Source organism: Micromonospora sp. CPCC 205558 (assembly GCF_036902955.1).
GTDB lineage: Bacteria > Actinomycetota > Actinomycetes > Mycobacteriales > Micromonosporaceae > Micromonospora.
Genome location: NZ_JBAKHR010000002.1, coordinates 108,792 through 123,782, shown reverse-complemented (window position 1 = coordinate 123,782; position 14,991 = coordinate 108,792). Strand labels below are relative to the sequence as shown.

Genomic DNA, 14,991 nt, shown 5'->3' with positions numbered 1-14,991 from the left:
CCATGGAGATGGCCGGCTACCGTCCGCGCACCGTGGTCAGCGGCGGCCCGCTGGAGCTGGCGGTCCTGTGGGGTGGCTTCCCGCTGCTCGGCGCGGGCGCCGGATGGCTCCTCGCGGCGACCACGGGCTGGCTCGCCCGGCTGCCCTGGGTGCCGTTCAGTGATCTGGTCGAGTGGCTGGACCGGTTACCCGAACCGCAGGCCACCGCCGGCACCATCGCGGTGGGCGTGGTGGCCGGCCTGGTCATCGCCGGGATCGGCACCGCCGAACGGCCGATCGTCACCGTCGACGCGGCGCAGGTCCGGCTGCGCCGCGCCGACGAGAACCGGACCGTCGCACGGGTCGACACCCGGGTGGTCTTCCTCGCCGACAAGCACCTGGTGCTGCTCGACGCCGACGGCGCGGAACTGGTCCGGGAATCGACGGACCTGCCGGCCGCCCAGCTGGCTGCGGCGTTCCGGGCGCACGGCTGGGGCTGGGCGGACGACGACCCGCACCGGTCGGCGTACCGGCTGTGGGTGCCCGACCTGCCCGGGTTGCCGGCCGGTGCGGACGCGCTGCTGCGGGCCCGGGAGCGGGCGATCCAGCGGGACCGCCGCGACGACGCCCGGGAGTTGCGCCGCGAACTGGGCCTGATCGGGGTGGTGCTGCGCGACGAGGACAAACGGCAGTACTGGCGGTTGACCGACCGGGCCCTCGCGCCCGGGTCGGAGCAGCCGACTTCGGCCGAGCGGGAGCCGGACGGGCGGTAGCGTCGGTCCCAGCAGACCCTGGGAGCCGCGCGATGACCGAACAGCAGCCGTACCGGGTGGTGTCCCGACACCCCGGCTTCGAGCTGCGTCGGTACCCCGCCCACCTGGTGGCCGAGATGCAGATCCAGGCGTCGTTCACCAGGGCGCCGATCGAGGCGTTCCGGCCGCTGGCCGCGTACCTCGGAGGCGCCAATCGGGCCCGGCACCCGGTCGCTCCGGCCGCGTCGGCGGGGGCGGCCGGCGGCTCGGAGAAGATCGCCATGACCGTGCCGGTGGTCCAGGTCGAGGGCGAGTGGCCGGGCGCCTACCTGATCCAGTTCGTCATGCCGGCCACCTCCACCACCGCGACGCTGCCCGAGCCGGTGGATGCCCGGGTGCGGATCCGCGAGGTGCCGGCGCAACTGGCGGCGGCGATGCGCTTCTCCGGGCGGTGGACGGAGCAGGCGTTCAGCCAGCGGGCCACCATGCTCGGACGGTCGGTGACCGCGGCCGGGCTGCAACCCACCGGCGCCATCCGGTACGCGCGCTTCGACCCACCGTGGAAGCCGTGGTTCCTGCGCCGCAACGAGGTCGTGCTGCCGGTCGTCGAGTGAGCTACCGGCGGTTGTCGACGGTCGGCCGGGCCAGCAGCAGGGACATCGCGAGCCCGGAGAGTAGGCCGAACAGCGAGATCAGCACGTCGGAGTCGGCGCCGTTGATCGGGCTGTTGCCGGCCAGCGCGGTGAACGTCGCCCCGATCGGCAGCAGGATCATGATGGGGATGGCCGTTGCCAGTAGAAATACCATCGGGCCCACCAGCGCGGCGAGGGCGGCCAGTGCGTGGTGCCACCAGATCGGTCGACCGCCCGGCCAGTCCCAGGCCACGAACGTGACACCGGTGAGCAGCACCGCCCCGAGTGCGACCTCGGGCAGGAGGCGCGGGCCGGGCGGGACGGCACGAACCAGCGCGACGCCGATCAGCGCTGTCATGGCGAGGCCGGCCGCCAGCCCGACGCGAGCCCGGGAGCGCGCCGGGGCCGCCGCCAGCGCTGCGCCGACGGCCAGCACGACCAGCAGCGCTGCGGTGGCCAGGGCACCCTGGTTCAGCTCCGGCTCCCGGTCGGTCGGTGACTCCATGCCGACCGCCACGACCGTCAGCACCCCGGCCACACAGGCCGTGCCGGTCAGCGCCTTCCGCGCCCGGGCTGGCGGCCGGGCTGGCGGCGTGGCTCGGTCCCGCCAGCACAGCACCGCCGCGAGCGCCGCGAGCACGGCGCAACCGCTCACGGCGAGCAGCACCGTCGCCGCTACGCCGGTCGGGTCGACCCGGTCGATCGCGATGTCGGCGGCGACCCAGAGACCACCGAGCAGCACCGCCGGTTGACTCCAGCGCAGCTGCCCCCGGCCGGCCAGCATCAGCCCGGCGGCCACCGCCATGATCGCCAGAAACCGGAGGTCGCGTGCCCAGTAGGCGTTGTTGCCCGGCAGATTTTCCGACCACGGGCCGATCGGCTCGGTCAGCGGTTGCAGCACGGTCATGCCGATCGCCCAGAGCACGACGGCGGCGGCGGAGAGGAGCAGCCCGACTGGCCGCGCGGATCGCATCCGTGGACGGTATCGGTCCGACCGCAGTGCCGGGGGGCGGCGACGCGGTCATCCGACGACGCCGACCGATGACCGCGCGGGACGGTGACGCAGCGACCGCCACGTCGGCAGCACGCTCGCCAGCGCCGCCAACAGCAGGCACAACCCCACCACGCCGGCGACCACCGACCACGGCACCACCAGGTCGACGTGGGCGCCGACCTGCTCGGCGAGGCCCGCGCGGATGCTGAGCAGCCCGACGAACGCGACAGCCCCACCGAGCACCGCGCCGATCAGCACCACCAGGGCGGACTCGGCCGTGACGAGCCAGATGACCTGCCGCCGGGTCGCCCCGGCCATCCGGATCAGCCGAAGGTCAGCGGCCCGGCCGGCGGCGGCCAGCAGCAGCGTGTTCGCCACCGCGATGGCCCCGTAGCCGGCCGACACCCCGATCAGCAGCAGCGTGAACAGCCAGACGAGGCGGTCCTCAGCGGCGTCCGCCTCGGCCGACCAGGTGGCGACGTCGACGATCCGTGCCCCGGCCGGCGGGTCGATCCGGTCCCGGACGTACACGGTGGATGTCAACGCCGACGGGTCGTGCGCCCGCACCACGGCCCGAGGTAGGAGCAGATCGCCGGGGATGGAGGTGTCGCTGACCACGGCGACGACGCGCAACGGCACCGACGTCCCGTCGGCGAAGACCACCGGGTACGGCTCGGACGGCAGCAGATCCGCCGAGGCGGTCACCACCACCGTGTCGTCGCCCGTCAGGTCGTTCAGCGAGCCGGCGACCACGGTGAGCACCCGGTTGGCGGCGGCGAAGCCCTCCGGGTCCACGCCCAGCGCGGTCATCGGCCGGTTCGCCGGTGCCGGTGCCGGGTCGGTGCGGTAGACGGTGGTCGGCAGGAGGGCGGTGCCGCCGGTCGCGGCGACGGCCTGATCGGAGAGGCCGGGTGCCCGGTCCGGCACGACGATCCAGCCGGCGTTCACGTTGTCCGCCCGCCCTGCCGCGTACGCGGTGGTGGTGGTGCGCACCATCCCGGACACCAGCACCGCGAACGCGACAGTGAGCAGCACCGGCGCGGCGATGGCGGCGGTCCGCCGGGTCGCGGTCAACGCCCCGCCCCGCACCAGCATCCCGATCGCGCCACCGGGCCGACGCACCGGAGAGCGGAGCAGCCGCACCAGCGGCCCGACCACCACCGGGGCGAGCACGGTGGCACCGACCACCAGCGCCATCACCGCGTAGAGCGCGTACTGCCCGGCGATCCGGGCCTCGTCCGAGGTCGCGGTGCCGACGCTGAGCGCGATCCCCGTCGCGACGAGGAGCGCCCCGGTGGCGACGCGCACCCGCCCGATCGGTCGCTGCTCCACCGCGGCATCACGCAACGCCTCGAGTGGGCGGACCCGGGCCGCCCGGCGGGACGCCGACCAGACGGCCAGCAACGCGATCACCGGCCCGGCGGCGAGCGAGACCGCGATCGGCCAGAGTTCGTAGTGCACCCGGAAGGTCGACGGTTCGTAGCCGAAATCGACAAGCAGCCGACCCAGCAACGGGGCGAACGCCGCGCCCACCAGCAGGCCGACGAGCCCCGCCGAGACGCCGACGGCGAGCGCCTCGGCGTACACCATGCGGCGGACCTGGCGTCCGGTGGCGCCGACGGCGCGCAGCAGGCCCAGCTCACGGCGGCGCTGCGCGATGGTGAACGCGAACGTGGAGGCGACCACGAACACGGTGACGAAGCCGGCGAGGGCCGCCGTGGCGGTGAGCACCTGCAGGCCGATCCACCGGGTACGGGCGTCGCCGCGCGGCTCCAGCGCACCCCGGGCGTCACCAGTCAACACCCGCCCGTCGCCGCCGACGACTCCGCGAGCCGCCGCAGCGACCCGCTCGGTGTCGGCCCCCGGCGCGAGCACCAGCCCGATGGCCCGGACGCCGGGAGCGAGCGCGGCGGCGACCCCGTCCGCGACGTGGACGCCGGGCCCGTCGACCAGACCACTGACGGTGTACGGCTCCGGGCCGACGGCGGTCAGCAGGGTGACCGGTGCGCCGGCGTGCAGCCCGAGCGCGCGGTCGACGACCACCTCGCCGGGCCTGCGGGGTGGCTCGCCCGCAGTGAGGCGCACCCCACCCAGTTGGGCGCTGGACCAACTGTGCCCCTGAAAGGCGTCCTCCCGCCGCGTGTCGGCGGCCGAAGGTCGGCCGTCCACGAGCGGCTGCGCGTAGAAGGTGCGGTCCGGCACCGCCGCCACGACGTCCGGCAGACCGGCCAGCCTGCCGACGTACTGCGCCGCCGTGGCGGCGGACCAGGGCCGGGTCGGCACGAACTGGTCAGCCGACGCGCCCGCCTCGGGGCTCTGCACCACGACCGCCGCCCGGGTCAGCCGATCCGGCACCTGCGGGCGTCCGGAGGCGAGAAGCAGGGTGGCAGCCGCGACCAGCGTGACCCCGATGGCTACGGCCACGAACGCGCTGGCCGAGCGCCGGACGCTCAGCACGACGACTCCGCGACGACTTCCCGCTCGGCGATCCGGGCGGCGACGACGCCGGCGGTGATCCCGCCGGTCAGCTCGTCGACGACGCGGCCGTCGGCCAGCAGGAGGACCCGATCGGCGTACGCGGCGGCGGCGGGATCGTGGGTCACCATCACGACGGTCTGCCCGTGGTCGTCGACGAGCGCGCGCAGCAGCCGAAGCACCTGCCGGGAGGACGCGCTGTCCAGTGCCCCGGTCGGTTCGTCGGCGAAGACGACCGCCGGACGAGTGATCAGCGCTCGGGCCACGGCGACGCGCTGCTGCTCGCCGCCGGACAGCTCACTAGGCCGGTGACCGGCCCGGTCGGCGAGCCCGACGGCATCGAGGGCGGCGGCCACCTCCCGGGCTGGCGGGCGACGGCGGGCCAGACGCGACGGCAACTCCACGTTCTGCGCGGCGGTCAGTGTGGACACCAGGTTGAACGCCTGGAACACGAAGCCGATTCGGTCCCGCCGCAGCCGGGTCAGCTCGTCCTCACCGAGGTCGTCGAGGCGGGTGCCGTCGATCGTGACGGTCCCCTCGGTCGGGCGGTCCAGCCCCGCCGCGCAGTGCAGCAGGGTGGACTTCCCCGAGCCCGAGGGGCCCATCACCGCCGTGAACGTGCCGCTCGGGAAGTTGGTGGTCACGCCGTCGAGCGCCGTCACCCGCCGGGTTCCGGTGCCGTACACCGCTCGCAGCCCCGTCAGGGTCACCGTGTGTGTGGTCATGACCGTTACGGTGCCGAATGCCGGGGGGTGGGCGCGTCGTGCCGAGGCGGGCACTTTCCGGCCCTCCCCCGGGTGGACCCGCAGGCCCGGAGGCACCGGCGCGTCGTCCTGCGGGATGACCGCCCACAGGCGGACGCGGTCGGCCCCGCCGGCCGATACCGTTCGACGGGTGACCGCTCTCCTGCTGACCCGACGCATGCGGCCGGTGGACCTGTACACCGTGGACGCCCTGCTGGCCGTGGCCGTGGGCGGGGCACTCTGCCCGTACGCGGCGTTGGAGTCGCCGTTGCACGGTGGCGTACGCGAGCCGCTCTGGGTGTCGGTGCTGGTCGGGCTGGCCCTGGGGCTGCCACTGGCCGTGCGGCGACGGTGGCCGATGACGGTAGCCGTCATGATCAGCTCCGCCGCCACCGTTGCCCTGATCACCGGGGTGATACCCAACTTCGCGGCCGCCGCGCCGGCGTTCGCCATCGGCCTGGCCTTCTACACGGTGGCCGTGTCGACGCCCACCCGCAGGTCGATGCTCTGCGCCGCCGGTTGCCTCGCACTGGTGAGCGTCGCCCTGGTGCTGACCGCAGGCGACCTCTGGTCGCGCACCGGCGCGGTCGTCTACGCCGCCGTCATGATCGCGCCCGCCTGGGTGATCGGTTGGCTGATCCGGGAGCGACGCGCCCTCGCCGCCCGGCAGAGCGACCAACTGGTCCGTCAGGCCGCCACCGAGGAACGGTTGCGGGTGGCGCGCGAGCTGCACGACGTGGTCGCGCACACGCTGAGCCTCATCGTGGTGAAGGCGGCAGTCGCCAACCACGTCGCCGAGGCCGACCCCCGCGAGGCGGGTGCCGCACTGCGGGTCATCGAGGAGACTGGCCGCACCGCGCTGACCGACGTGCGTCGGGTGCTCGGCGTCCTGCGTGAGGACAGCCCGTACGCGCCGACGCCCGGGCTGGACGAGTTGCCGGTCCTCGCCCGGCAGGCCGCGATCGGCGGCGTCGACGTGCAGCTCGACGTACGGCGGGAGCCGGCCGGCGCGGTGCCGGAGTCGGTGGGCCTGGCGGTGTACCGGATCGTGCAGGAGGCGGTGACGAACGTGGTGAAGCACGCGGCGCCGGCCGCCTGCCGGGCTACGGTGACCGTCCTGCCCGACGAGGTGCGGGTGGAGGTGACCGACGACGGCCAGCGGCCGGCAGTGCTCGGCGGGGAGGGGCACGGGTTGATCGGCATGCGGGAACGGGTGGCGTTGCACGGCGGGGAGTTCCGCGCCGGACCACGCTCCGACGGTGGCTTCACGGTGACGGCCAGCCTGCCCTACCGGGTGGCCGCGTGATCCGGGTGCTGATCGCCGACGACCAGGCGTTGCTGCGCGGCAGTTTCCGGCTGCTCGTCGATCTCAGCCCGGACTGCACCACGGTCGGCGAGGCGGGCACCGGCGTGCAGGCCGTCGCGTTGACCGAGCAGCACCGGCCGGATGTGGTGCTGATGGACGTCCGGATGCCGGAGATGGACGGCATCGAGGCGACCCGGCGGATCTGCGCCGACCGGGCGACCGCCGGCACCCGGGTCATCATCCTGACCACGTTCGACCTCGACGAGTACGTCTACGGGGCGCTGCGCGCCGGCGCCAGCGGGTTCCTGCTCAAGGACACCCCGCCGGCGGACCTGCTGACCGGGATCCGGGTGGTCGCCGCCGGGGAGGGGCTGCTCGCGCCGACGGTGACCCGCCGGCTGATCGACGAGTTCGCCCGGCGGCCGGAGCCGACCCGGCCGTTACCCCGGCGGCTCGACGGGGTGACCGATCGGGAACGGGAGGTGCTCGCCCTGATCGCCCGGGGCCTGTCCAACGCGGAGTTGGCCGCGCACCTCAACCTCAGCCAGGCCACCGTCAAGACGCACGTCGGGCGGCTGCTGACCAAGCTGGCGGTGCGCGACCGGGCGCAACTGGTCATCGTCGCGTACGAGACGGGCCTGGTCGGGCCGGGCGGCCTACGCTGAGCCGGTCGGTAGCGCACCCAGGAGGAGCCATGACCCGGTACGTCGCCCTGCTGCGCGGGGTCAACGTCGGCGCCACCACGCGGCTGGCGATGGCCGACCTGCGTCGGATCCTCACCGACCTCGGCCACGAGGACGTCAAGACGTACCTGCAGAGCGGCAACGTGGCCTTCGGCAGCACGGTGCGCGACGCGGAGAAGTTGGCCGCCGGGATCGAGCGGGCGCTCACCGACGAGCTGGCGTTGACAGTGCCGGTGTTGGTGCGCAGCGGCCGGGAGTTGGCGGCGATCGCAGGCGGCAACCCGTACGCCGACCGGGAGGACGACCCGACCCGACTGCTGGTGGCCTTCCTCGCCACCGCACCGAAGAAGTCCACGGTGGACGCTCTGGCCGTGCCCGGTGGTGAGAACGTGTCGTTCACGGTGACCGGCCGGGAGGTGTTCCTGCACTACGTCGACGGCGGTTACGGCCGGTCGAAGTTCACCAACGCGTACCTGGAGAAGAAGCTCGGCGTGGTCGCCACCACCCGGAACTGGAAGTCGGTGCGGGCCCTGGCCGAGCTGGCCGCCTCCTGACCGCGGTGGGGGTCGCGCCATGGCGACCCCCACCGGTGCTGCTCAGAAGTGGTACGCGGTCTCGTACTCGGGCACCAGCACCCGGCTGCGCGGCGAGATCCGGCGGACCGCCGCGATCATCTCGGTCAACCGGGTGCGGTCGTTCGGGGCGACCGGCGGCGGGTTCTGCAACGCCGTCTCGAAGTTGTCGTAGTGCACCGGCACCACGACCTTCGGGTAGTCGAGGCCGGCCAGCAGCCGGGGCAGGTAGTCGCCGGTGGTGGTGGCGTTCTGCATGGCGACCATCGCCACGTCGGGCGCGAGGCCGGTGAGATTCCGCTCGACGACGTCGCTGGCCCCGGTGAAGTAGACCGACGGGCCGCCGTCGACCCGCAGCAGGTAGCCCAGCGTGTCGCCCTCCGGCAGGTCCGCGATGGTGGCCGGCTTCGGCGGCGGGGTCACCCGCACCCCGGGAAAGGCCACCGAGTACGACGGGTTACGGCTGTGCAGCGAGCCGACCACCTCGACGCTGTGGTCCCCGAAGTCCAGCACCTCCCCACCCTTCACGGCGCTGAGCTGCGTCGACGGCAACCCGTAGGCCAACCCCAGGTGGTACGCGGTCAGCGTCCCGAACACCCGCGCGCCGGTGCGCCCGGCGATGTAGGGCACGTCCATGAAGTGGTCCCAGTGGGTGTGCGTGACCAGCACCGTCATGGCCCGGTCGACGCGCGGGTCGATCACGTCGGTGCGCACGGTCAACGGGGTCTCCGGCTTGAACGGGCCGGTGAACAGCCCGGTGTCGATCCGGCTGAGGAACGGGTCGACGAGAACGGTGCGGTCGCCGATGTCGACGCGCCAGCCGGCCGTACCCCACCAGCGGAAGCTGACCGCGCCCTTGCGGCGAGCGGCCGGTGCGGGTGCGACGGTCGAGGGGGCGGCCTGGGCCGGGGTGGTGACGCCGGCGGCGAGGCCACCGGCGGAGACCAGGGCGGTGGTGGCGGCGGCGTCGCGCAGGAAACGTCGGCGGTCGAGACTGGGCATACGGATCTACTCCCCGTGGTCGGGCGTTGTGTCGACCACGAGACAACCAGCGCCACCGGGGCACGGTCCAAGATCAAGGGCCGTCGGCGTCGATACGCCACCGGATATCGGTCCTGCTCGGCGGGGGTGCGGCGGCGCTCGGACGGGCGGGAAATCAGTCGCCGCGCAGCGCCTCGACGGCCGTGCGGGCGGCCTCCCCCATCGCCAGGTCCACGTCGATGCGGCGCGGGGTCAACTCTTGGGCACGGGCGAAGACGGCGATCGCGTACCGGCCGCCGTCGGGGTATTCGGCGACCCCGGCCTCCAGGTGGAACCCGGGCAGGGTGCCGGTCTTTCCGGAGACCCGGACGCCGGGCGGGAAACCGGCGGCCAGCCGGGTCCAGAAGATCTGCTGGGCCATCCAGGTGCGGACCATCGCGCAGGCCGCCGCCGGCCCGGCCTCGTCCCGCCAGATCAGCGTGAGCAGCCGGGTGATCTCCCGGGCGGTGCTGGACGTGGTGTGCGCGGGGTCGAAGACCCGCATCGCCCGGACCCGGTCCGCCGGCAGGGTGGGGAAGATCCGGGCGAACTCCGCCTCGGTCCGGGCGCCCACGTCGGCGAGCATCATCTCGACCAGCTCCCGAGGGCCGCCGAGAACGCGGGTACGGGTCAGCCCCAGCTCGACGGCGAGCATCGGCAGCAGGTCCGGGCCGACCCGGCGCAGCAGCAGGTCCGCGGCCGTGTTGTCGGTGACCGAGATGGCGAAGTACGCGAGGTCGCGCAGCGACACCTCGGCGTCGTCGGTGCAGCCGGCCAGACCCCACCCGCCCAGCCGGTCGGCGGCGGTGACCAGGACCCGCTCGGTCGGATCCAGCTGACCGGCCTCGACCTGCCTAGCGAACTCCAGCACCAGAAGGATCTTGAAGATCGATGCGATCACCACCTGCTCGTCGGCCCGCACGCCCACCTCGCGGAGGCCGCCGCCAGCCGGGCCGCCACCGGCAGTCGTGCCGCCACCGTCGACGGCGCTCAGGTCGACGGCGTCCAGGTCCACGACGTGCAGGCTGGCCGTCACCCCGACGGCGGCGAAAATGCTCTCGATGCGTTCCTCCACGTCCACGCCAGCACGGTATCCAGCGACCCCGTGGCGACGCTGGCGTAGGGTCCCGGCCGTGGATCTGCTCCGGCACCTGCGGCACTTCGTGGTGGTCGCACACGAACTGCACTTCGGGCGGGCCGCGGAGTCGCTCGGGATGGCCCAGCCGCCGCTGAGCCAGTCGATCCAGCGGCTGGAACGTGAGCTGACGGTCGAGCTGTTCGACCGGTCCCGCCGCCAGGTGCGCCTCACCACCGCCGGTGAGCTGCTGCTCGGCGAGGCGGAGGAACTGCTCGCCGGCGAGGGTCGACTCCGCAGCCTGATGGGCCAGATCCGCGCCGGTGAGCTGGGCGTACTCCGGGCCGGGGTGCCACCGGAGACGCCCGCTGTGACGCTGCGCTCGCTGCTGGACGCGCTCACCACCCGGGCGCCCGGCCTGGACGTGGAGCTGCACGAGCTGACCACGGCCGAGCAGGTGCGGATGCTCGCCGAGCGGACCCTGGACGTGGGGCTCGTGCATCACCCGGTGGCGGCGGACGGGCTGCGCTTCGGCGCACCGGTCGACGTACCCCTGGGGGTGTTGCTGCCGCGCACCTCGCCGCTGGCCCGCGACCGTGCGGTGACGCTCGCGTCGCTGGCCGGTCTGGATCTGGTGGCCGCGCCCCGCGCCACCGCCCCCGGCTGGCACGACCACCTGCTGGCGGTGTGCCGGCAGCACGGTTGGCACCCGGCCCGGGTGCGACCGGCCCGCAACCCGGAGTTTCTCTTCGGGCTGGTGTTGACCGGAGGCGCGGTGGCCGTGGAACCGGCGGCGGTGGCCCGGCGGGAACCCCGGATGGCCTGGCGGCCGATCGTCGACGCGCCGCTGGCGAAGCGCACCTCGGCGGCCTGGCCGGACCGGTCGGCGCATCCGGCGGCGGCGATGTTCGGCCAACTCGCCGCGGAGGTGCTGGCCGACGCCGAGCCCGCCGCGCCCGCGCCGCCAGTGACGTCGGCGCCGGCGGCACGGCCGTGGCCGGTGCTGTTCGACACGACCGGGTGAACCGGTCGGCCGTTGCGTTCGTCACGCCCGGTTGGGCGGTGATTCGTCCACCCGCCCGGGTATGGATGACAGGTAACGAAGACGCGAAGGAGCCGCAGTGGCAATCACGATTCCCGACATCAGCCTGAACGACGGCACCACCATTCCGCAGCTCGGCTTCGGGGTGTTCCAGATCGAGCCGAAGGACACCGTCGCGGCGGTGACCACGGCGTTGGAGATCGGCTACCGGCACATCGACACCGCCGAGATGTACGGCAACGAGGCCGAGGTCGGCGAGGCGGTGCGCGTGTCCGGGCTCGACCGGGGCTCGGTCTACGTGACCAGCAAGCTGAACAACGGCTTCCACCGCCCCGACGACGCCCGCAAGGCGTTCGACTCGACGCTGGCGGCGCTGAAGATGGACTACATCGACCTGTTCCTGATCCACTGGCCGCTGCCGACCCTGTACGACGGCGACTACGTCTCGACCTGGAAGGTGCTGGAGGAGTTCCAGCGCGACGGCCGGGCCCGCTCGATCGGCGTGTCGAACTTCCAGGTGTCGCACCTGCAGCGGCTGGCCGACGAGGCGAGCGTCGTGCCGGCGGTCAACCAGATCGAGGCGCACCCGTACTTCACCAACGACGAGGTCCGCGCCTACGGCCGCGAGCACAACATCCTCACCGAGGCGTGGTCGCCGATCGCGCAGGGCAAGGTGCTGGGCGACCCGACGGTGGTCGACATCGCCGAGCAGCTCAACCGGACCCCGGCGCAGGTGGTGCTCCGCTGGCACGTACAGCGCGGCGACATCATCTTCCCGAAGTCGACCACCCCCAAGCGGATCGAGGAGAACACCCGGATCTTCGACTTCGAGCTGGACGACGTGGCGATGGAGCGGATCACCGAGCTGGACAAGGGCGAGGCCGGCCGGCAGGGCCCGCACCCGGACACCTTCGCCTACCTGCCCAACTGACCCGAGCCCGCCGTCGGGAGGGCAGGTCTCCAACGAGCGTGATGCCTCAGAGTCATCGTGATGACCCTGAGGCATCACGCTGTTGCCGGCAGGTCAGGAACAGACGGGCTGCGCGAGCCGACCTCAGCTCCCGGTCGGTGGGGCGGTCAGGTCGAGCTGCCAGTCGTTGGCACGCATCATCTGCCCCGGCGGGTATTCGAAGCCGGTCTCGCCGAGCAGCGTGAACCCCGCCTTGCGGCACACCGCGTTCGAGGCGGGGTTGTCAACCGACGGGTACGCGTGCGCGTAGCGCCGGTCCCGTCGGGCGCGGGCCACGTCGAGGGTCGCGAGCACCGCGTCGGTGGCCAGCCCCTGCCCCCGGTACGCGGGCAGCACCGCCCAGCCCAGCTCGTACACCGGTTGCTCGCGCCACTCGCGGGCCCAGTAGCCGACGCTGCCCGCCCGTGCACCGTCCGGCAGCACCAGCGTGAACATGCAGCCCTGCCCGGTGTCGGCGAAGTGCACGTACCGGTCGTGGCGGGCAAGCACCTGCTCGTCGGTCTCCGGGCCGCCGGTGTGCTGACGGGTGTCCGGTGAGTTGAGCTGCCGCAGCAGGTCGAGGTCGTCCTCGTGCCACGGCTGAATACGTACCTGCGCCATTCCGCTCCCTTGTTCGTCCACCCCAGTCAAGCCGATCCCACCGACACTCCGCCCCGAAACCGCGCCCGCTAGATCGGATCTAGCGGGCCTCTGTCGTTACCTCGCGCCTTCAAGATGGAGGGGTGGCCATCTGATGGAAGGTAAGAATCATGAGTAGACGCACCACCGGGCTGGCCATCGAGGCCGACGGGTTGACCCGCTCGTTCGGGGACACCCGGGCGCTGGCCGGGATCGACCTCCAGGTGCCCGCCGGCACCGTCTACGGCCTGCTCGGGCCGAACGGGGCGGGTAAGACCACCGCGGTCCGGGTGCTCGCCACGCTGCTGCGCCCCGACGGCGGATCGGCCCGGGTCTTCGGCCACGACGTGGTCACCGAGGCCGACAAGGTCCGTTCCCGGGTCAGCCTCACCGGCCAGTACGCCTCGGTCGATGAGGACCTGACCGGTACGGAGAACCTGGTGCTCCTCGCCCGCCTGCTCGGCCTGCGCAAGCCGGCCGCCCGGGAGCGCGCGGCTGCCCTGCTCGCCGCGTTCGGTCTGACCGAGGCGAGCGACCGCCAGGTCAAGAAGTACTCGGGCGGGATGCGGCGACGCATCGACATCGCCGCCAGCATCCTGAACACCCCGGATCTGCTCTTCCTCGACGAGCCGACGACCGGCCTCGACCCGCGCAGCCGCAACCAGGTGTGGGAGATAGTCCGGGCGGTCGTTTCGCACGGCACGACGGTGCTGCTGACCACCCAGTACCTCGACGAGGCCGACCAGCTCGCCGGGCGGATCGCGGTCGTCGACCACGGCCGGGTGATCGCTGAAGGCACCCCGGGTGAGTTGAAGTCGTCGATCGGCTCCGGCACCGTCCACCTGCGACTGCGCGACCCCGGTCAGCGGCCCGAGGCGGAACGGGTGCTCCGGGAGGCGCTCGGTGTGCCGGTGCAGCTCGCCGCCGACCCGGTGGCGTTGACCGCCCGCGTCGGTGAGGCCGGCACCGACCTCGACGCCAGTGCCCAGGCCGCCCGCGCCCTCGGCGACCTGGCCCGCGCCGGCATCGTGGTCGACAACTTCTCCCTCGGCCAGCCCAGCCTGGACGAGGTCTTCCTGGCCCTGACCGATCACCCCGCCGTGCCGGCCGACGAGCGCGATGACGAGCTGGAGGCAGCCCGATGAGCGACACCACGACCACCACCACCGAACGGGCGCCGTCGGTCTACGTCCCGTCCGCCGAGGCGCTGGCGACCGTGCTCGCACCCGGTGCCCGACCGCCCCGGCCGAGCGCGCTGGGTGCGTCGCTCACCTTCGGCTGGCGGGCCATGCTGAAGATCAAGCACGTGCCGGAGCAGCTCTTCGACGTGACCGCGTTCCCGATCATCATGGTGCTGATGTTCACGTACCTGTTCGGTGGTGCCCTCGCCGGCAGCCCGCGTGACTACCTGCAGTTCTTCCTGCCCGGCATCATGGTGACCAGCGTCGTCATGATCACCATGTACACCGGTATCGGCCTCAACACCGACATCGAGAAGGGCATCTTCGACCGGTTCCGCACGCTGCCCGTCTGGCGTCCGGCCGCCCTGGTCGGCATGATCTTCGGCGACGTGCTGCGCTACATCCTCGCCGCCCTGGTGATCCTGGGCCTCGGGCTGGTGCTCGGGTTCCGGCCCGAGGGCGGGGCGCTCGGTGCGGCCGCCGGGATCGGGCTGCTGGTGGTCTTCTCGTTCGCGTTCTCCTGGGTGTGGACGTTCTTCGGGCTGGTCCTGCGCAGCGAGAAGTCGGTGATGGGGGTCAGCATGATGGTGCTGTTCCCGCTGACGTTCCTCAGCAACGTCTTCGTCGAGCCGAGCACCATGCCCGGCTGGCTCCAGGCGTTCGTGAAGGTCAACCCGGTGACGCAGCTGGTGGCCGCGATCCGGGGTGCGATGAGCGGCGAGTCCGACCCGTCGGCCACGATGTGGCTGCTGCTGTGGAGCGCCGGCTTCGTCCTCATCTTCGGCACCCTGACCATGTACAAGTACAACCGCCGCTAACCCCGGCCCCCGGCCCCGGCCCCGGCCCCGGCCCTCGGGATCTTGCACTTGCTGTCGTGATAAAGCTGGCAAATACGCCTGAATCGACGACCGAAAGTGCAAGATCGCGGAGGGCTGGGGTGGGGGTCGCG

General features: G+C 72.9%; 15 protein-coding genes. 9 read left to right on the top strand and 6 right to left on the bottom strand.

Going from position 1 to position 14,991, the window contains the following annotated elements:
- The first annotated feature begins 2 nt into the window (after positions 1–2).
- Both V6U86_RS02980 and V6U86_RS02975 read left to right on the top strand, forming a co-directional pair.
- Positions 3–752 carry a YqeB family protein gene (locus V6U86_RS02980; RefSeq protein WP_334498085.1) on the top strand — a complete coding sequence of 250 codons (750 nt, stop codon included), beginning with the start codon at positions 3–5 and terminating at the stop codon, positions 750–752.
- 32 nt (positions 753–784) lie between these two features.
- On the top strand, positions 785–1,345 hold the full coding sequence (locus V6U86_RS02975) for an SOUL family heme-binding protein (RefSeq protein WP_334498083.1): 561 nt from the start codon (positions 785–787) through the stop codon (positions 1,343–1,345).
- Position 1,346: 1 nt separating this feature from the next.
- On the opposite strand, the gene V6U86_RS02970 is transcribed toward V6U86_RS02975, so the two are convergent.
- The 3 genes from V6U86_RS02970 to V6U86_RS02960 are packed head-to-tail and all read right to left on the bottom strand — an operon-like array spanning position 1,347 to position 5,557.
- Positions 1,347–2,336, bottom strand: coding sequence for a hypothetical protein (locus V6U86_RS02970; RefSeq protein ID WP_334498081.1), 990 nt, complete (start codon positions 2,334–2,336; stop codon positions 1,347–1,349).
- A 48-nt stretch (positions 2,337–2,384) separates the two neighbouring features.
- Positions 2,385–4,814, bottom strand: a complete 2,430-nt coding sequence (locus V6U86_RS02965) for an ABC transporter permease (protein WP_334498080.1) — start codon at positions 4,812–4,814, stop codon at positions 2,385–2,387.
- Positions 4,808–5,557 (bottom strand): ABC transporter ATP-binding protein, encoded by a 750-nt coding sequence (locus V6U86_RS02960; RefSeq protein ID WP_334498077.1) that lies wholly within the window; start codon positions 5,555–5,557, stop codon positions 4,808–4,810. The genes V6U86_RS02965 and V6U86_RS02960 overlap by 7 nt, the downstream gene beginning before the upstream one ends.
- 169 nt (positions 5,558–5,726) lie before the next feature.
- Here V6U86_RS02960 and V6U86_RS02955 point away from each other — a divergent pair, with 169 nt between their 5' ends.
- From V6U86_RS02955 to V6U86_RS02945, 3 genes are read left to right on the top strand one after another with little or no spacing between them, the layout of a single operon-like run.
- Positions 5,727–6,881: a sensor histidine kinase gene (locus V6U86_RS02955; protein ID WP_334498075.1), complete on the top strand. Its 1,155-nt coding sequence runs from the start codon at positions 5,727–5,729 to the stop codon at positions 6,879–6,881.
- Entirely contained in the window at positions 6,878–7,546 is a 669-nt protein-coding gene (locus V6U86_RS02950) for a response regulator transcription factor (protein WP_334498073.1), read from the top strand. The genes V6U86_RS02955 and V6U86_RS02950 overlap by 4 nt, the downstream gene beginning before the upstream one ends.
- A 29-nt stretch (positions 7,547–7,575) precedes the next feature.
- The gene (locus tag V6U86_RS02945) at positions 7,576–8,118 is read left to right on the top strand and encodes a DUF1697 domain-containing protein (RefSeq protein ID WP_334498070.1); all 543 of its coding nucleotides are present in this window, start codon (positions 7,576–7,578) and stop codon (positions 8,116–8,118) included.
- Positions 8,119–8,160: 42 nt separating this feature from the next.
- Here the strand turns inward: V6U86_RS02945 and V6U86_RS02940 are convergent, their stop codons facing one another.
- Positions 8,161–9,138, bottom strand: coding sequence for an MBL fold metallo-hydrolase (locus tag V6U86_RS02940; RefSeq protein ID WP_334498068.1), 978 nt, complete (start codon positions 9,136–9,138; stop codon positions 8,161–8,163).
- Positions 9,139–9,292: 154 nt separating this feature from the next.
- Positions 9,293–10,237, bottom strand: a complete 945-nt coding sequence (locus V6U86_RS02935; protein ID WP_334498066.1) for a serine hydrolase — start codon at positions 10,235–10,237, stop codon at positions 9,293–9,295.
- A gap of 52 nt (positions 10,238–10,289) precedes the next feature.
- Between V6U86_RS02935 and V6U86_RS02930 the strand changes: the two genes are divergently transcribed.
- Both V6U86_RS02930 and V6U86_RS02925 read left to right on the top strand, forming a co-directional pair.
- Positions 10,290–11,255, top strand: a complete 966-nt coding sequence (locus tag V6U86_RS02930; RefSeq protein WP_334498064.1) for a LysR family transcriptional regulator — start codon at positions 10,290–10,292, stop codon at positions 11,253–11,255.
- Between the two features lie 97 nt (positions 11,256–11,352).
- Entirely contained in the window at positions 11,353–12,204 is an 852-nt protein-coding gene (locus tag V6U86_RS02925; protein ID WP_334498061.1) for an aldo/keto reductase, read from the top strand.
- Positions 12,205–12,327: 123 nt separating this feature from the next.
- Here the strand turns inward: V6U86_RS02925 and V6U86_RS02920 are convergent, their stop codons facing one another.
- A complete protein-coding gene (locus tag V6U86_RS02920; RefSeq protein WP_334498059.1) occupies positions 12,328–12,843 on the bottom strand; it encodes a GNAT family N-acetyltransferase in 516 nt (171 codons plus the stop codon).
- A 149-nt stretch (positions 12,844–12,992) separates the two neighbouring features.
- On the opposite strand from V6U86_RS02920, the gene V6U86_RS02915 reads away from it, so the two are divergent.
- Together V6U86_RS02915 and V6U86_RS02910 are read left to right on the top strand one after the other, a co-directional pair.
- The gene (locus V6U86_RS02915) at positions 12,993–14,006 is read left to right on the top strand and encodes an ATP-binding cassette domain-containing protein (protein ID WP_334498057.1); all 1,014 of its coding nucleotides are present in this window, start codon (positions 12,993–12,995) and stop codon (positions 14,004–14,006) included.
- On the top strand, positions 14,003–14,860 hold the full coding sequence (locus V6U86_RS02910; protein ID WP_334498055.1) for an ABC transporter permease: 858 nt from the start codon (positions 14,003–14,005) through the stop codon (positions 14,858–14,860). The genes V6U86_RS02915 and V6U86_RS02910 overlap by 4 nt, the downstream gene beginning before the upstream one ends.
- The last annotated feature ends 131 nt before the right edge of the window (positions 14,861–14,991 follow it).